This is a genomic window from Blastomonas sp. RAC04, from assembly GCF_001713435.1.
Classification (GTDB): Bacteria; Pseudomonadota; Alphaproteobacteria; order Sphingomonadales; family Sphingomonadaceae; genus Blastomonas; species Blastomonas fulva.
In genome coordinates this window covers 78,829-94,985 of sequence record NZ_CP016460.1, presented here as the reverse complement: position 1 = coordinate 94,985, position 16,157 = coordinate 78,829, and the positions used below count along the sequence as shown (strand labels likewise).

General features: G+C 66.0%; 15 protein-coding genes. 10 read left to right on the top strand and 5 right to left on the bottom strand.

The annotated features are described in order from the left end of the window. The first annotated feature begins 90 nt into the window (after positions 1-90). Positions 91-1,173: a tetratricopeptide repeat protein gene (locus BSY18_RS01385; RefSeq protein WP_069049406.1), complete on the top strand. Its 1,083-nt coding sequence runs from the start codon at positions 91-93 to the stop codon at positions 1,171-1,173. Positions 1,174-1,181: 8 nt separating this feature from the next. On the opposite strand, the gene BSY18_RS01380 is transcribed toward BSY18_RS01385, so the two are convergent. Beyond that, on the bottom strand, positions 1,182-1,757 hold the full coding sequence (locus BSY18_RS01380) for a TMEM165/GDT1 family protein (RefSeq protein WP_069049405.1): 576 nt from the start codon (positions 1,755-1,757) through the stop codon (positions 1,182-1,184). A gap of 254 nt (positions 1,758-2,011) precedes the next feature. On the opposite strand from BSY18_RS01380, the gene BSY18_RS01375 reads away from it, so the two are divergent. Both BSY18_RS01375 and BSY18_RS01370 read left to right on the top strand, forming a co-directional pair. Next, positions 2,012-2,458, top strand: coding sequence for a DUF1801 domain-containing protein (locus BSY18_RS01375; RefSeq protein ID WP_054133426.1), 447 nt, complete (start codon positions 2,012-2,014; stop codon positions 2,456-2,458). Continuing rightward, positions 2,455-2,730, top strand: a complete 276-nt coding sequence (locus tag BSY18_RS01370) for a ribbon-helix-helix domain-containing protein (protein WP_054133427.1) — start codon at positions 2,455-2,457, stop codon at positions 2,728-2,730. The genes BSY18_RS01375 and BSY18_RS01370 overlap by 4 nt, the downstream gene beginning before the upstream one ends. A 121-nt stretch (positions 2,731-2,851) precedes the next feature. Here BSY18_RS01370 and murA read toward each other — a convergent pair whose 3' ends face one another. Together murA and clpS are read right to left on the bottom strand one after the other, a co-directional pair. Then, positions 2,852-4,135 carry a UDP-N-acetylglucosamine 1-carboxyvinyltransferase gene (gene murA, locus BSY18_RS01365; protein ID WP_054133428.1) on the bottom strand — a complete coding sequence of 428 codons (1,284 nt, stop codon included), beginning with the start codon at positions 4,133-4,135 and terminating at the stop codon, positions 2,852-2,854. A gap of 57 nt (positions 4,136-4,192) precedes the next feature. Further along, positions 4,193-4,606, bottom strand: coding sequence for an ATP-dependent Clp protease adapter ClpS (clpS, locus tag BSY18_RS01360; RefSeq protein ID WP_054133429.1), 414 nt, complete (start codon positions 4,604-4,606; stop codon positions 4,193-4,195). A 147-nt stretch (positions 4,607-4,753) separates the two neighbouring features. Between clpS and obgE the strand changes: the two genes are divergently transcribed. The 3 genes from obgE (at position 4,754) to BSY18_RS01345 (ending at position 8,053) form a co-directional block, all read left to right on the top strand. After that, the gene (obgE, locus tag BSY18_RS01355; RefSeq protein ID WP_054133430.1) at positions 4,754-5,812 is read left to right on the top strand and encodes a GTPase ObgE; all 1,059 of its coding nucleotides are present in this window, start codon (positions 4,754-4,756) and stop codon (positions 5,810-5,812) included. Positions 5,813-6,005: 193 nt separating this feature from the next. Beyond that, positions 6,006-7,145, top strand: coding sequence for a glutamate 5-kinase (proB, locus tag BSY18_RS01350; RefSeq protein ID WP_069049404.1), 1,140 nt, complete (start codon positions 6,006-6,008; stop codon positions 7,143-7,145). Continuing rightward, positions 7,142-8,053, top strand: a complete 912-nt coding sequence (locus tag BSY18_RS01345; protein ID WP_069049403.1) for an NAD-dependent epimerase/dehydratase family protein — start codon at positions 7,142-7,144, stop codon at positions 8,051-8,053. Before proB ends, BSY18_RS01345 begins: the two co-directional genes overlap by 4 nt. On the opposite strand, the gene BSY18_RS01340 is transcribed toward BSY18_RS01345, so the two are convergent. After that, a complete protein-coding gene (locus BSY18_RS01340) occupies positions 8,046-8,546 on the bottom strand; it encodes a Pycsar system effector family protein (protein ID WP_231683640.1) in 501 nt (166 codons plus the stop codon). The two genes, BSY18_RS01345 and BSY18_RS01340, sit on opposite strands and share 8 nt — an antisense overlap. Before the next feature lie 236 nt (positions 8,547-8,782). On the opposite strand from BSY18_RS01340, the gene BSY18_RS01335 reads away from it, so the two are divergent. The 3 genes from BSY18_RS01335 (at position 8,783) to putA (ending at position 13,978) form a co-directional block, all read left to right on the top strand. Beyond that, positions 8,783-9,025, top strand: coding sequence for an acyl carrier protein (locus BSY18_RS01335; RefSeq protein WP_054133433.1), 243 nt, complete (start codon positions 8,783-8,785; stop codon positions 9,023-9,025). 48 nt (positions 9,026-9,073) lie between these two features. Beyond that, entirely contained in the window at positions 9,074-10,273 is a 1,200-nt protein-coding gene (gene spt / locus BSY18_RS01330; protein ID WP_054133434.1) for a serine palmitoyltransferase, read from the top strand. A 219-nt stretch (positions 10,274-10,492) separates the two neighbouring features. Continuing rightward, on the top strand, positions 10,493-13,978 hold the full coding sequence (gene putA / locus BSY18_RS01325; RefSeq protein ID WP_069049402.1) for a bifunctional proline dehydrogenase/L-glutamate gamma-semialdehyde dehydrogenase PutA: 3,486 nt from the start codon (positions 10,493-10,495) through the stop codon (positions 13,976-13,978). Between the two features lie 33 nt (positions 13,979-14,011). Here the strand turns inward: putA and BSY18_RS01320 are convergent, their stop codons facing one another. Further along, entirely contained in the window at positions 14,012-14,659 is a 648-nt protein-coding gene (locus BSY18_RS01320) for a PadR family transcriptional regulator (RefSeq protein ID WP_236823425.1), read from the bottom strand. 132 nt (positions 14,660-14,791) lie between these two features. Between BSY18_RS01320 and BSY18_RS01315 the strand changes: the two genes are divergently transcribed. Then, complete coding sequence (locus tag BSY18_RS01315; protein ID WP_069049400.1) at positions 14,792-16,111, top strand: replication-associated recombination protein A; 1,320 nt, start codon at positions 14,792-14,794, stop codon at positions 16,109-16,111. Positions 16,112-16,157 lie beyond the last annotated feature (46 nt).

Below are 16,157 nucleotides of genomic sequence, written 5' to 3'. Positions count from 1 at the left end.
GTTGACTTGGGCACGGCGCGATTCTAGCCTTGGCCTCAAGGTCGCAAGCCACCTTCCAGCCACAAGGCTGGTTCCAAGGATGCCTCGACCATGCTCTCCCGATTTGCCCGAATTGCCGCAGGCGCTGGCCTGGCCCTGGTTCTTGCCGCGCAGCCCGCAACGCTGACCGCCGGATCGGCCCCCGATCCGCAGCGGCTGCACCAGCCGCGCACCGATTGCCATGTCGCCTATGACCGGCTGATCAACGATCTCGACAAGGGCGCGGCGATATCCGCGGACGAAGAGGCCTGGGCGCGCGCGCACGAGAACGCGTCCAACGCCCCCGCCCCCTGCCCCGCGCCGCCACAGCCGCTGCTCGACAAGGCGGTGAACCACGTCATCTCGACCCCGGACGGGTTGAAGATCGCGCGGCGTTTCATCGACAGGCAGAAGGACGCCAGTGCGATGCTGGAGGTGGGGCTGTCGGTGTATTCGGGCTTCTTCAGCGACCTTCCTAAGTCGCAGGGGCTCGACCTGATCCGCGCCTCGGCCACCGGGGACGACCCGATGGGCATGTACATCTACGGCACATTGCTGGCGCAGGGCGGCTATGGGACTAAAGACATCAAGGGCGGCGTCAGGATGATGGAGCAGGCCGCCGCGGCCGGCCATGTCGACGCGATGCACCGGGCGGGCATCTATTATCACGAAGGCCTGGGCGTGAAGAAGGACGAGAAGAAGGCGTTCGACCTGTTCCGCCAGGCAGCCGAGCGCGGTCATGTCTATTCGACGATCATGGCCTTCACGATGATCAGCGAGGGACGCGGGACGAAGAAGGACTTCGACCTCGCCTATCGGCTGTCGCGCAGCATGGCCGAACAGGGCGAGGTCTATGGCGCGGTGATGGCGGCATCATCGCTGCTGCAATCCAAGGACGCGATGAAGTACGAGACCGAGGTGCTGTACTGGATGGATTATGCGATCCGGAACGGCGACGACTCGATCAGGTCGCAGATGACCCCGCTGCGCACCCAGGCCGCCGCGATCTACAGCCGTCCCGCAGCGCCGCCGCGCGATTATCGCCCTCGCCCGTTCAAGGCCTGCCCGATGAAGACGGTGTGTACCGTCAATCACTATAGCGGACTGCGCAGCTGCACCACCAACAAGGATTACTGGAACGACTGCGACGGCTGAACCGCCAGTTATCCGACCCAGCCCGCCGTCTGCGCCGCGACCCAAAGCCCGAGTGCGGCAAACAGCACAGCTGCGCCGATCTGCAGCGCGCGGATCGGCAGGATGCGCTCGATCCTGTGGCCCAGCAGCACGGCGGGCACATTGGCGATCATCATGCCCAGGGTGGTGCCCGCTGTCACCGCGATCACGTTCTGGTAGTGCGCGCCCATCGCGACCGTGGCGATCTGGGTCTTGTCGCCCATCTCGACGAGGAAGAACGCGATCAGGGTTGTGACGAACACACCTGCACTGCGCGCCTTGGGCTGGTCGTTCTCGTCGAACGTGTCGGGGATCAGCGCCCATAACGCCATGCCGACAAAACCCGCCGCGATGGCATAGCGGAAAGCGGGGCTGTCGAGCAGGCCTGCGATCTGCTGGCCGAGCAAGGCCGCGAGGAAATGGTTGGCGAGTGTCGCGACCAGAATGCCGGCGATGATCGGCACCGGCTTGCGCAGCCGGGCGGCGAGCAGGATGGCGAGCAGCTGCGTCTTATCACCCATTTCGGCGAGCGCAACGAGTGACAACGAGGCGAGAAAGGCTTCCATAAGCAGGATAACTTCCGGGGCCGGGCAGCAGGGTTTCAAGCAAAAACGCAACAACACCTTTCCCCCTGCCCGGCCGGACAATGGGATCAGGTGTCATCGGTCTTGCCGGAAGCCGGGCCTCGAAAAAGGTCCGGAAACCCGCGCACCATGGCCTCTCGACCAAGTGTGTTGACGCGCGGACCAGTGCACCGCACCGGTTGGCTACTCCCCATCAGACGTGCTAGCCTTTAGGCCTTGATCATGGGGGATGCAAGATGGCGGATGCAGCCAACAAGACCGTGGCCACCGATGCCGATGTGAAAGGCTATATCGCCGCGCTGGAGCCCGACCGGCGGCGCGAGGAAGCGCAGGCCCTGCTGGAACTTTACCAGCGTGTGACCGGCGAGCCTGCGAAGATGTGGGGGCCGAGCATGATCGGCTTTGGCGAATATCATTATACCTATGACAGCGGGCGCAGCGGCACATCGATGCGATCGGGCTTTGCCCCGCGCAAGGGCAAGCACAGCATCTACCTGATGTGCAGCGATCTGGAAGGCGCCGCCGCTGCGCAGCAAGAGGCGCTGCTGGCCCGGCTTGGCAAGCACAAGATGGAAAAGTCGTGCCTCTATGTGAACCGGCTCGACCAGATCGACTTGGGCGTGCTCGAACAGATCATCGCGGCCAATGTCGCCGAAATGAACCGGCTCTACCCGCCCGGATGATCTCCACCGACGACCTTTATCGCGGCCCGGTCAAGCGCAGCATCCAGATTGCGGGGCATCTCACCTCGATCAGCCTGGAGCCCCTGTTCTGGGACATGCTCAAGGCTGCCGCCGAGGCGCGCATGCTGCCGCTCAACGCGCTGGTGGCCCGGATCGATGTCGAACGGATCGAGGCGGACGACCCGCCGAACCTCGCGAGCGCGATCCGGCTGTGGCTGGTGCGCGATCTGGTCGAAACCCTCTCCCCTCCCGCTGGCGGGAGGGGTGGCTGAGGCGCAGCCGAGGCCGGGGTGGGCCTGAGATTCGGAACGTTTCAGGCCCACCCCGGTCCGGCAAGCCGGACCTGCCCCTCCCGCATGCGGGAGGGGAGAGCGGGATGAGCCAGCCCGCCCGTCAATCCCCGCCGACGCGCTCGATATCTGCGCCGACTGCCTGCAGTTTCTCTTCCAGCCGCTCATAGCCGCGGTCGAGATGGTACACGCGGTTGACCTCGGTCTCTCCCTCGGCGGCAAGCCCTGCGATGATCAGGCTCATCGAGGCGCGCAGATCGGTCGCCATCACCGGCGCTCCGACCATGCGGTTGACGCCGTGCACCACCGCGGTGCGGCCCTTGACATCGATATGTGCGCCCATGCGGTTCAGTTCGGGCACGTGCATGTAGCGGTTCTCGAAGATCGTCTCGGTGAGCATGCTGGTGCCTTCGGCCATGCACAGCATCGCCATGAACTGGGCCTGCATGTCGGTTGCAAAGCCCGGGAACGGCGCGGTCGAGAGGGTCAGCGCCTGCAATTTGCCGTTGGGCCGCACCGCGATGCCGTCGGCGATTTCCTCGACATGCACGCCGGCCTGACGCAAAGCCGCGATCGTGGCTTCCATCTCGTCGAGCCTGGCGCCGATCAGGTCGAGCGGGCTGCCGGTGATCGCGGCGGCGCAGGCATAGCTGCCCGCCTCGATCCGGTCGGCCATCACGCGATAGGTCGCGCCGTGCAGCCGGTCCTTGCCATGGATGACCAAGGTCGATCCGCCGATGCCCTCGATCACCGCGCCCATCGCCACCAGCAGGTTGCACAGGTCGACGATCTCGGGTTCACGCGCGGCATTGCGCAGCGTCGAGGTACCCTTGGCGAGCACCGCGGCCATCAGCGCATTTTCGGTCGCGCCGACGGAAACCACGGGAAAGCCGAAGTCGCCGCCAGGAAGCCCGCCCTTGGGCGCGCGCGCGGTGACGTATCCCGCCGCGATCTCGATTTCCGCGCCCAGCGCCTCCAGCGCCTTCAAGTGCAGGTCGATCGGGCGGTTGCCGATCGCGCAGCCGCCGGGAAGCGAGACCGTCGCCTCGCCCGCGCGCGCCAGCAAGGGGCCCAGCACCAGGATCGAGGCGCGCATCTTGCGCACGATGTCATAGGGCGCGACCGTTGCGGTGACGCGGCCCGCGCGCAGCGTCATCACCCGGCCAAAATCCTCGGGCCGCGCGCCTTCGATCATCGTCGAGACGCCGAGCTGGTTGAGCAGATGGCCGAAGCTGTCGACGTCGGCTAGCCGCGGCAGGTTGCGCAGCGTCAGCGGCTCATCGGTGAGCAGCGCGCACGGCAACAGCGTCAGCGCGCTGTTCTTGGCTCCGGAGATGGGAATACGGCCCGAGAGCGGCTTGCCGCCGCGAATGATGATCTTGTCCATCGCCGCTGTTTAACGCCTGCGGCACCGGGTGCAAGGGGGGCAACGCCGCTTGCGGTGTCAAACCTTCTCGAGCGTGCACTGCAGCGGGTGCTGGTTTTCGCGGGCGAAGTCCATCACCTGGTTAACCTTGGTCTCGGCAACCTCATAGGTGAAGATGCCGCACACGCCGACGCCCTTCTGATGAACGTGGAGCATCACCCGCGTCGCCTCGTCCATGTTCATGCTGAAGAAGCGCTTGAGCACCAGCACCACGAATTCCATCGGGGTGTAATCGTCGTTGAGCATCAGCACCTTGTACTGGCTGGGCTTCTTCGACTTGGCGCGAGTCTTGACCGCGATGCCGATATCGGGCGGGCCATCGTCATTCCCGTCCTCGCGGTCCGGGCCTGCGTGCACGGCAAACCTGCCACCCGCCGCAGAAAGGGTCAGGGGCGCCAGGCGCGGCGCAAGGGTGGGGGTCTGAGGATGCATAGATGATTGCGAATATCGTATTTCGCTGGCCGCAGGCAAGGGGTCCCATGCAATTTGAGGCGATCCAGCGCCGCGGGCAGACGCACGCCCGGCCCCTGTGATCGCTGGCTCTGGCGTTTTGCATGCCTTTCCTTTAGGGGCGGCCCCATGCATTTTCTCGATCAAGCCAAGATTTTCATCCGCTCGGGTACCGGCGGACAGGGCGCGGTGTCCTTTCGCCGCGAAAAGTACGTCGAATATGGCGGTCCGGACGGCGGCAATGGCGGCAAGGGCGGCGACATCATCTTCGAAGCGGTCAGCGGCCTCAACACGCTGATCGACTTTCGCTACACCCAGCACTTCAAGGCGCGGCGCGGCACCGGCGGCATGGGTCGCAACCGCACCGGCGCGGGCGGCGAGGACCTTGTGATCAAGGTTCCCGTCGGCACCCAGGTGCTGAGCGAGGACAAGGAAGAGGTGCTCGCCGACTTCACGCATGCAGGCCAGCGGATCACACTGCTGCGCGGCGGCGATGGCGGGCGCGGCAACCTCAGCTACAAGACCAGCACCAACCGCACCCCGCGCCAGCACGGCCCGGGCTGGCCAGGCGCGGAAATGTATGTCTGGCTGCGGCTGAAGCTGATGGCGGATGCAGGGTTGGTCGGCCTGCCCAATGCGGGCAAGTCCACCTTCATCAACCAGGTGACCAACACCCACGCCAAGGTCGGCGACTATCCCTTCACGACGCTGCGTCCGCAATTGGGCGTGGTCCAGCACAAGAACCGCGAGTTCGTGCTCGCCGACATCCCCGGGCTGATCGAGGGCGCGGCCGAAGGCGCAGGGATCGGCGACCGGTTCCTGGGCCATATCGAACGCTGCCAGGTGCTCATCCATCTGATCGATGCCAATGGCGACGATCCGCTCGAGGCGATGCGGATCGTCAATGGCGAACTGACCAACTACGGCGCCGGGCTTGACGAAAAGCCGAGGCTGGTGGCGCTCAACAAGGGCGATCTGCTCGACGACGAGCTGATGCAGCATTTTTCCGACGAGGTGCTGGCAGCGGGTGCGGAACGCGTGTTCCCGATTTCTGCGGCGACCGGCGCGGGGATCGAGGCGCTGTTCGACGCACTGCTCGAATACCTGCCGCGCGATACCGCGACCGAAAAGCCCGAAGGGGTCGATCCGAATGCCGACAGCGAGCCGGGGGTCTGGTCTCCGGTTTGAGCGGCTACAAGCCGTGGTTCTGCAATATCGTGCCTTTCTCTCGTCACCCCCGCGCACGCGGGGGTCCCGCTTCTAAAGCTGGCCAGGCAAAAAGCGGGATTCCCGCGTTCGCGGGAATGACGGGGATGGAAGACCGTCTGTTTCGCCTGTAACTCACTTGGTGCCGCTTTCGCCGGAAAACGGGATTTGAACGATGACCCACGCCCCTTCCCCCGCCGCCCTGCTGTCTGCCGCCGCCTGTCCGGTGCTGGTGGTCAAGGTCGGCTCGGCGCTGCTGGTGGCGCCCGACGGGACGGTCCGGCGCGAATGGCTGGCGTCCTTGGTCGACGACATCGCCGCGCGGACCTCGGCCGGGCAGCGCATCGTCATCGTCTCCTCGGGCGCGATCGCGCTGGGCGCACGGAGGCTGGGGCTGCCCAAGGGCGGCCGCGCCAGCCTTGAGGATGCGCAGGCAGCCGCCGCCACCGGGCAGATTGCGCTCAGCCAATGCTGGGCCGAACTGCTGGGCGATCATGCCATCACCGCCGCGCAGATGCTGGTCACGCTCGACGATCTGGAAGATCGCAGGCGCTTCCTCAACGCATCGGCAACCTTGCGCCGGTTGATCGCGCTGGGCGTGGTGCCGGTGATCAACGAGAATGATTCGGTCGCGACCGAGGAAATCCGCTTCGGCGACAACGACCGGCTCGCCGCGCGCATCGCGCAGGCGGCAGGCGCTGGCGGCGTGGTGCTGCTCTCCGACGTCGACGGGCTCTACACCGCCAACCCGAAGAACGACCCCGACGCCAAGCTTGTCGAGAGCGTCGCGCGGATCGATGCGCGGATCCGCGCCATGGCCGATGGCGGCTCTGCATCGGGGATGGGATCGGGCGGTATGCTCTCCAAGCTCGAGGCGGCACGGATCGCGACCAGCGCGGGCGCGCACCTCGCCATCGCCAACGGCACGCACGACCACCCGCTCGCCAGGCTGGCGGCGGGCGGCCGAGCCACAGTGTTCACCGCCGGGCCGCAGGGCAAGGGCCGCAAATTGTGGCTGGCGGGGCGCATGACCGCGCGCGGGCGGATCACCGTGGATGCAGGAGCGCAAGCCGCGCTCGCCAAGGGATCGAGCCTGCTCGCCGCGGGCGCCACCGCCGTGGACGGCAAGTTCGTGCGCGGCGACGTGATCGAGATCCTGAACGCAAGCGGAGAGACGATCGCGCGGGGGCTGGCCGAATATGACGCTGGCGATGCGGCACGGATCATGGGGCTGCGCAGCGATGCGATCGCCGAGGTGCTCGGCTATGCGCCGCGCAGTGCGCTGGTCCACCGCGATCAGATGGTGCTGTTGTGAGCGTGATCGCGATGACCGGCGGGACCGGCTTTGTCGGCGGTGCGAGCATCGATGCGGCTCTGGCCAGCGGTCACCAGGTCCGCGCGCTGACCCGCCGTCCGCAGCCGGAACGCGAAGGCGTAATCTGGGTACCAGGCGCGCTGGACGACCCTGAAAGCCTCTCCGAGCTGTGCGTCGGCGCCGATTGCGTGCTGCATATCGCGGGCGTGGTCAACGCGCCCGACCGCGCGGGCTTCATCGCGGGCAACATCACCGGCACCGAAAACATGCTGGCGGCGGCGAAGGCGGCTGGGGTTGCGCGGTTCATTCACGTCTCGTCGCTCGCCGCACGCGAGCCTGGCCTGTCGAACTACTGCTGGTCCAAGGCCGAGGCCGAGGCGCGAGTCGTCGCATCCGGGCTCGACTGGCAGATGGTGCGCCCGCCCGCGGTCTATGGCCCGGGCGATACCGAGATGCTCGACCTGTTCCGGATGGCGGCGCGCGGCGTGGTGATGTTGCCGCCGGGCGGGCGGATGTCGGTCGTGCATGTCGCCGATCTCGCCGCGCTGCTGGTGCGGCTTGCGGGCGGTGCAGGTGATGCGAACGCGATCCACGAAGTCGATGACGGTGCCCCGCGCGGCTGGAGCCACAAGGATTTTGCCGATGCGCTGGGCGATGCGGTGGGGCGCAAGGTCCGCGCGTTCAGCACGCCCAAGCTAGCGCTGCATCTGGCCGCGCAGGGCGACCGGCTGCTGCGCGGCAAGGCGGCGAAGCTGACCCCCGACCGGGCGCGCTACATCGCGCACAGCGACTGGACCGCCCATCCGGACCGGAAACCCCCGTCGCAACTGTGGAGTGCCGAGATACCGACACGTCAGGGACTGGCAGACACCGCGCGCTGGTATCGTGCCCAGGGCTGGCTCAAATAAGCGAGCGGCCCAGCGCCAGCTCGACCAGGAACAAAGCGAAGGTCAGCGACAGGCCGATCAAGAAGATGCGATAGGCATGGCCGAGATAGCGGTACTTCTTGTGCTGCAGCACCATGCCGTTCTGGTGGACATCGCGCAGCATGGTGCGGAAGATTGTCTCGTCGGTGTGCAGTTGGTCGATCACCAGATCGGCAAAGTCATCTTCCGCCATCGCGGAAAAATTGCCGAAGAACATGAAGTTGGTCGATCCGGGCGGAACATTGGCTTTGGGCGTTGGGGTTCCGCGCACCGAGGGCAGGATCGCAAACACCGCGCACATCGCCGACAGGAACGCGAACAGCGCGAGCACGATCAGCGGCAGCGTGAAGTTGCCGCTGCGCGCCTGGCCGACCGAAATTGTGAACACCACGAAGGTCGCGCCCATCAGGATGCTCGCCTTCTGGTCGGCCATCTGGCTCAATGCGAGATTGGTCTGAACCGATGTGCGGATCAAGTGGATGGCATGCGGCGAAAAGGTGTGCGGGGTCTGCGGCCATGGGGTGGGAATCGCCGGTCTCGGCGTTTCGACTCGCGCTGCTTTGGCCCCCTCTTCCATTACAGATTAATGACATAGACGCGCCGTGCTTGACAAGCGCCGCCGCACTGGCCTTCAGGCTTCCACATACTGCCGCGTTTATGCCGCAATCGCGGGGCAAGGCGGTGCCCACACTTGATCGACGAAAGACACCCATGACCGACAGCACCGCCACCTATGAGCGCATCGCCGCGCAGATCGAGCCGTTCAACAAAAAGGGCGTCGCGCTGACCGATGGCACCACCTTTGCGGGTGATCTGGAGTGGGACAGCCTGACCGTCATGGATTTCGTCGCCGCGATCGAGGATGAATTCGACATCATCATCACCATGAACATGCAGGCGGAGATCGAAACCGTCGGCCAGCTGGTCGCCGCGGTGGAAAAACTCACCGCCTGACCCCATCTGCTGTTTCTCGCCTGCCTGCCCCCAACAGAGAATGACCCCATGACCGACCTGTTTTCCAAGTTCGACGCCCTGATCGGCGAGCGCGAGGCGCTGCTTTCGCACGGCGTGCGCGATCCTTATGCGCTGGTCATGGAATCGGTCAAATCGCCCACCGTGGCGATGTGCAACGGCAAGGAAACGATCCTGCTGGGCACTTACAACTATATGGGGATGACCTTCGATCCCGATGTGCTCGACGCCGGCAAGACCGCGCTCGACAATTTCGGATCGGGCACCACCGGCAGCCGCGTGCTCAACGGCACCTACGCCGGACACCGCGACTGCGAAGAGGCGCTCAAGGAATTCTACGGGATGGACCATGCGATGGTCTTTTCCACCGGATACCAGGCGAACCTCGGCATCATCTCGACCATGGCAGGCAAGGAGGATTACATCATCCTCGACATCGACAGCCATGCCTCGATCTATGACGGCTGTGCGCTGGGCAACGCCCAGATCGTCGCCTTCCGGCACAACGATGTCGAGGCGCTGGAAAAGCGGCTGAAGCGCCTGCCCCCTGAGGCGGGCAAGCTGGTCGTGCTCGAAGGCGTCTATTCGATGCTCGGCGATATCGCGCCGCTCAAGGAAATGGTCGCCATCTCCAAGGCCGCTGGCGCGATGGTGCTGGTGGATGAGGCGCATTCGATGGGCTTTATCGGCGAGAACGGCCGCGGCGTTGCCGAAGCAGCGGGCGTGATGGACGATGTCGATTTCATCATCGGCACGTTCAGCAAGTCGGTCGGCACCGTCGGCGGCTTCTGCGTATCCAACCACCCCAAGTTCGAAGTGCTGCGGCTCGTCTGCCGCCCCTATGTGTTCACCGCCAGCCTGCCGCCGTCGGTGGTCGCGACCGCCGCGACCAGCATCCGCAAACTGATGCATGCGGGCAACAAGCGCGCGCACCTTTGGGAAAACTCCAAGCGGCTGCACCAGGGCCTGCGCGACCTCGGCTTCCAGCTTGGCACACCCGAAGCGCAGAGCGGCATCATCGCGGTGATCATGACCGACATGCTGAAAGGTGCCCAGATGTGGGAGGCGCTGCTCGACCGCGGGCTGTACGTCAACCTCGCCCGCCCGCCCGCAACCCCTGCGGGCATGACCCTGCTGCGCTGCTCGCTGTGCGCCGAACATTCGAGCGAACAGGTGACGCAGATCCTGGGAATTTTCGAAGCGGCGGGCAAGGACGTCGGGGTTATCTGAGAGATCCCTCTCCCCTCCCGCTTGCGGGAGGCGTGGCCGAAGGCCGGGGTGGGCCTGAACGCCAAGGTGGTGCTCCCAAGCCCACACCCTGTCCGGCAGGCCGGACCTGCCCCTCCCGCCAGCGGGAGGGGAGAGGCGCAGGCAATCACACCCCTTCAAAACCCCTGAAATTGCTGTATGGGCGAACCCACAACGTCCTCCCCAGACAAGGCTTTAGCCATGACCCAACTGCTTGCATTGCGCGATGCCGTGCGCGCTCATCACCGGGCCGATGAAGGCGCGGTGCTCGACCATCTGATCGCGAGCTATGCCCCCTCGCCCGAACTGCGCGCCCGCATCCGTGCGCGCGCGGTACGCGTGGTCGAGGATGTCCGCGCGGCTTCCGGCCCCACGCTGATGGAGAGCTTCCTGGGCCAATACGGCCTGTCGAGCGACGAGGGGCTGGCGCTGATGACGCTGGCCGAAGCGCTGCTGCGCGTGCCCGATGCCGAGACGATCGACGACCTGATCGAGGACAAGATTTCGCCAGCCAACTGGCGCGAGCATTTCGGCAAGTCCGAACACAGCCTGGTCAACGCCAGCACTTTCGCGCTCTCGATGACCCAGTCGGTGCTCGAAGGATCGGTCAGCAAGGGGCCGCTCGACGCGCTTCGCGGGGCAATCAAGCGATTGGGCGAGCCGGTCATCCGCGCCGCCGTGCGCCGGGCCATGAAGGAGCTGGGCAACCAGTTCGTGCTCGGCGAAGACATGGACGAAGCACTCAAGCGCTCGCGCAAATGGGCCGACGAGGGCGCGACCTTCAGCTACGACATGCTGGGCGAGGCCGCTTTGACCTTCCCCGATGCGGACCGCTATTTCGTCGCCTATATGGACGCGATCCGCGCGATCGCCGCTGCCGCCAGAACCGACGACATGCGCACCAATCCGGGCCTGTCGATCAAGCTTTCCGCGCTCTATCCGCGCTACGAGATGAGCAAGGCGGACGAGTGCGTTCCCGCGCTCGCCGACCGCGTGCTCGAGCTCGCCCGCGCCGCACGCGATGCGCGCATCGGGCTCAATATCGACGCCGAGGAAGCCTATCGCCTGGGCATGTCGCTCGACATCATCAAGCTGGTGCTGGCCGATACGTCCCTCGCCGGCTGGGACGGACTTGGCGTCGTCGTCCAGGCGTTCGGCAAACGCGCGAGCTTCGTCATCGACTGGCTCTATGGCCTTGCCGAGTCGCTCGACCGCAAGATCATGGTCCGGCTGGTCAAGGGCGCATACTGGGACAGCGAGATCAAGCGCGCGCAGGTCGATGGCGTGCCCGATTTTCCGGTCTTCACCAGCAAGGCTGCGACCGATATCTCGTACATCTGCTGCGCGGCGCAATTGCTCAAGCTGACCGACCGCATCTATCCGCAGTTCGCCACGCACAATGCGCACAGCGTCGCGGCGATCCTGGAGATGGCGGGCAACCGCGACGATTTCGAGTTCCAGCGGCTGCACGGTATGGGCGAGCCGCTGCACGGCGCGCTGCTGCGCAACGAGAAGGTCCGCTCGCGGATCTATGCGCCTGTGGGCAAGCACCGCGAACTGCTCGCCTATCTGGTGCGCCGCCTGCTGGAGAACGGCGCCAACTCGTCGTTCGTCAACCAGCTCGCAAACCACGCCGTGCCCGCCGAGGCGATCGCTGCCGACCCGTTCGAGCAGCTCGAGGCCGCGAGGGCCGAGGCCGATGCCAGGATCATCCGCCCGCAGGCGCTTTATGCCCCGGCGCGGATCAATTCGCGCGGCTGGGATCTGGCCAACCGCGCCGACCTCAACGCGTTCCTCGAATCGCGCAGCGCCTTTGCGCAGGCCCAATGGCACGCCGCGCCGCTGATCGTGGGAGCGCCCAGCGCCGCCACCCATGCCCGCGAGGTGTTCAGCCCGGCAAGCCCGGACACGCAGATCGGCACAGTGCGTGATGCGACCGCGGACCAGGCCGCATCCGCCATTGCGGCTGCTCGCCCGTGGAATGCACCGGTGGCGACCCGCGCCGCGATCCTGAACCGCGCCGCCGACCTGCTCGAAGAGCACCATGGCGAGATATTCGCGCTGCTGGCGCGCGAAGCAGGCAAGACCGCGCTCGATGCGATCGCGGAGCTGCGCGAGGCGGTCGACTTCCTGCGCTATTACGCGGCCGAGGCGCTGGCCAACCCTGCGCTCGCACCCCGCGGCATCATCAGCTGCATCTCGCCATGGAATTTTCCGCTGGCAATCTTCACTGGCCAGATCGCAGCGGCGCTTGCGGCGGGCAATGCTGTGCTCGCCAAACCCGCCGAACAGACCCCGCTGATCGCGCATCTGGCGACCCGGCTGCTGCATCAGGCAGGCGTCCCCGACCACGCGCTGCAGCTGCTGCCCGGACAGGGCCGGGTGGTGGGCGCCGCGCTGACCGGGGATGGCGCAATCGCCGGCACCTGCTTTACCGGATCGACCGCCACCGCGCAGGCGATCAACCGCACCATGGCGGAGCACTGCCCGCCCGATGCGATGCTGATCGCCGAGACCGGCGGCCTCAACGCGATGATCGTCGATTCGACCGCTTTGCCAGAACAGGCCGTGCGCGACATCGTCGCCTCCGCCTTCCAGTCGGCGGGCCAGCGCTGTTCGGCGCTGCGCATGCTGTATGTGCAGCGCGATATTGCCGAGCCGCTCAAGGAAATGCTGTTCGGCGCGATGGACGCGCTGTCGCTGGGCGACCCGTGGTGGCTTGCCAATGACGTCGGACCGGTGATCGATCCGCATGCGCGCGACAAAATCGCCGCGCACATCGAGCAAGCCCAGCGCGACGGGCGGCTGCTCAAGCAGCTCGAGGCTCCGGCGAACGGCTGGTTCATCGGCCCCGCAGCGATTGCGGTGGGTGGCATCGACGACCTGGCCGAGGAAATCTTCGGGCCGGTGCTGCACATCGCGACCTTCGAGGCCGGCGAGATCGACGCGCTGATCGACCGGATCAACGCGCGCGGATACGGCCTGACCTTCGGGCTGCAGACCCGAATCGATGGCCGCGTCGATCATGTCACGTCGCGAATTCATGCGGGCAACATGTACGTCAACCGCAACCAGATCGGCGCGGTGGTCGGTGCGCAGCCTTTCGGAGGCGAGGGGATGTCGGGCACCGGACCCAAAGCGGGCGGGCCGCGTTATCTGCCGCGCTTCGCCGAGGCTTCAGGTCCGCACAACGCGCTCCCGCCGCTGACCCGGATCGCATCGCGTGCCGAGGTCGAAGCGGCGCTGACTGCCCTGCCGCGTGTCACCGAGCTGCCCCTGGACAGCATGACGATGCCCGGGCCCACCGGCGAATCGAACGTGCTGTCGACCTATGCGCGAGGCCGCATCCTGTGCCTGGGGCCGACGGTCGAGGCCGCGATTCAGCAGGCGCAGGCGGCGCAGTCGGAAGGTTGTGCTGCGCTGATCGTGGTGCCGGGCGCAAGGGGGCCGCACGCGATCGACGGGTTCATCGAACGCGGCGATCTGGCGCTGATCAGCGGCTTTGACGCGGTGGCAGCCTGGAGCACACCCGATGACCAGCGCGCCATCCGAATCGCGCTCGCCGCACGCGACGGCGCGATCCTGCCGCTGTTCACCGAAGAACATTACGCCGCCCGATGCGTGCATGAACGGCATGTCTGCATCGACACGACCGCAGCCGGCGGGAATGTGTCGCTGCTGGCGTGATCTTTCCCCTCCCGCAAGCGGGAGGGGAGATAGTCAAAGTCGCTCGATCTTCTGCGCGGCTTCGTCGAGGATCTCGGCAACGCGGTGCTTGAATTCGGCATCGGTCTCACCGCTCGCCAGGCGATGCGCCATCGCGGCCATCAGATTGCCTACCGCGCGGCCGATCTGCGGGCCACCTGCGCGCTGCTCGCGCTCTTCGCCCGCCTCGGACAACCGCGCCAGCAGCGCATCGGCCTCGTCGCGCTTGTCGGAAAGCTCGGCAATCCCGGCATCGGTGATGCGGAACGCCTTGCGCGCGCCATCGGTTTCGACAGAGGCGATCAGCCCTGCATCTTCCAGCAGACTGAGCGTGGGGTAGACCACGCCGGGGCTGGGCGCATAGTCGCCGCCGGTCATCTCCTCGATCGCCTTGATCAGGTCATAGCCATGCCGCGGCTCCTTTTCGATCAGCGCAAGCAGCACGATACGCAGCTCACCACTGTCGAACATCCGCCTGCGGCCCCGGCCACCGCGGCCTCCAGCGCCGCCGCCACGGCCACCCCGGCCGCCACCATCGAAGCTCCAGTTGCCGAAGTCCCAGTCTCCGCCCCAGCTACGGCCACCGCCGCGTCCGAAGCTCATTGCGATAAAGGGGTTGCCCGATCCGCGCGGACCGCCGCCCATTTTGAAACGCATACTCATATCGAATCTATCTCCTGTGTGTCTCGATGGCTCTAAGATATATCTTGGATACAGTTTGACAAGAGCCGATCTGCGACGGGTACATTTTTCATCCCCTTCCCCCTGCCCCCGCCAGCCGCTAGCGTTCCTGCGATGAGCGACCTGTTCGAAGCCCTTCCCCCCGCCACCAGCAACAGCCGGCCCGCCGCCGATGCGCCGCTGGCCGACCGGCTGCGCCCGGCGAACCTGGGCGAGATCATCGGCCAGGATCACCTGACCGGTCCGGAAGGCGCGATCGGGCGGATGGTCGCGGCCGGTAAGCTGTCTTCCATGATCCTGTGGGGCCCCCCCGGCACCGGCAAGACCAGCATGGCGCGGTTGCTGGGCGAGGCGACGGGGATGCGCTTTGTCGCGATCTCGGCGGTGTTCTCCGGCGTCGCGGACCTCAAGAAAGCCTTTGCCGAGGCCGAGAAGATGGCAGGTGCAGGGCAGCGCACCTTGCTGTTCGTGGACGAGATCCACCGTTTCAACCGCGCGCAACAGGATGGTTTCCTGCCCTTCGTCGAGCGCGGGACGGTGGTGCTGGTGGGGGCAACGACCGAAAACCCGTCGTTCGAACTCAATGCCGCTTTGCTCAGCCGCAGTCAGGTGCTCATTCTGCGACGGCTGGACGAGGCGGCGCTGGGCGAACTGATCGCGCGCGCGGAAGCGCTGACCGGACGCTCGCTGCCGCTCACCGACGACGCCCGCGCCGCGCTGATCGCCTCGGCCGATGGCGACGGGCGCTTCCTGCTCAACCAGGTCGAGACCTTGCTGACGGTGCGGATCGATGCGCCGCTCGACCCGGCGGGGCTCGCCGCATTGCTGCACCGTCGGATGCCGGTCTACGACAAGGACCGCGAGGGTCACTACAACCTCATCTCGGCGCTGCACAAGGCGATGCGCGGGTCCGATCCGCAGGCTTCGCTCTACTATCTCGCGCGCATGCTGGTGGCGGGCGAGGAGCCGCTCTACGTGTTGCGCCGGATCACCCGCTTTGCCAGCGAAGACATCGGCATGGCCGACCCGCAGGCGCTGGTGCAATGCCTCGCCGCCAAGGATGCGTATGCGTTTCTCGGGTCACCCGAGGGCGAACTGGCGATCGTGCAGGCGTGCCTCTATTGCGCCACCGCGCCCAAATCGAACGCGATCTACGCCGCGCAAAAGGCCGCCTGGAAAAGCGCGCGTGCCACCGGATCGCTGATGCCACCGCCCAATATCCTGAACGCGCCGACCAAGCTGATGAAGGACATCGGCTATGGCAAGGGCTATGCCTATGACCACGACCAGGCCGAGGGCTTTTCGGGCGCGAACTACTGGCCCGAAGAGATGGACCCGCAGCAGTTCTATCGACCGGTCGAACGCGGCTATGAAGCGCGCATTGCCGAGCGGATGCGCACATGGGAGAAAATGCGTGAAGACAATCGCAGTTAGTCTTGCCCTCGCCTTGGCACTGGCGGCCCCCGCCGTTGCCCAACAA

What these genes read in the sequence shown, in the direction of transcription:
- BSY18_RS01385 (WP_069049406.1), top strand. Translation starts at nt 91, where the DNA reads ATGCTCTCCCGATTTGCCCGAATTGCCGCAGGCGCTGGCCTGGCCCTG.
- BSY18_RS01380 (WP_069049405.1), bottom strand. Translation starts at nt 1,757, where the DNA reads ATGGAAGCCTTTCTCGCCTCGTTGTCACTCGTTGCGCTCGCCGAAATG.
- BSY18_RS01375 (WP_054133426.1), top strand. Translation starts at nt 2,012, where the DNA reads ATGGCGGATGCAGCCAACAAGACCGTGGCCACCGATGCCGATGTGAAA.
- BSY18_RS01370 (WP_054133427.1), top strand. Translation starts at nt 2,455, where the DNA reads ATGATCTCCACCGACGACCTTTATCGCGGCCCGGTCAAGCGCAGCATC.
- murA (WP_054133428.1), bottom strand. Translation starts at nt 4,135, where the DNA reads ATGGACAAGATCATCATTCGCGGCGGCAAGCCGCTCTCGGGCCGTATT.
- clpS (WP_054133429.1), bottom strand. Translation starts at nt 4,606, where the DNA reads ATGCATCCTCAGACCCCCACCCTTGCGCCGCGCCTGGCGCCCCTGACC.
- obgE (WP_054133430.1), top strand. Translation starts at nt 4,754, where the DNA reads ATGCATTTTCTCGATCAAGCCAAGATTTTCATCCGCTCGGGTACCGGC.
- proB (WP_069049404.1), top strand. Translation starts at nt 6,006, where the DNA reads ATGACCCACGCCCCTTCCCCCGCCGCCCTGCTGTCTGCCGCCGCCTGT.
- BSY18_RS01335 (WP_054133433.1), top strand. Translation starts at nt 8,783, where the DNA reads ATGACCGACAGCACCGCCACCTATGAGCGCATCGCCGCGCAGATCGAG.
- spt (WP_054133434.1), top strand. Translation starts at nt 9,074, where the DNA reads ATGACCGACCTGTTTTCCAAGTTCGACGCCCTGATCGGCGAGCGCGAG.
- putA (WP_069049402.1), top strand. Translation starts at nt 10,493, where the DNA reads ATGACCCAACTGCTTGCATTGCGCGATGCCGTGCGCGCTCATCACCGG.
- BSY18_RS01320 (WP_236823425.1), bottom strand. Translation starts at nt 14,659, where the DNA reads ATGAGTATGCGTTTCAAAATGGGCGGCGGTCCGCGCGGATCGGGCAAC.
- BSY18_RS01315 (WP_069049400.1), top strand. Translation starts at nt 14,792, where the DNA reads ATGAGCGACCTGTTCGAAGCCCTTCCCCCCGCCACCAGCAACAGCCGG.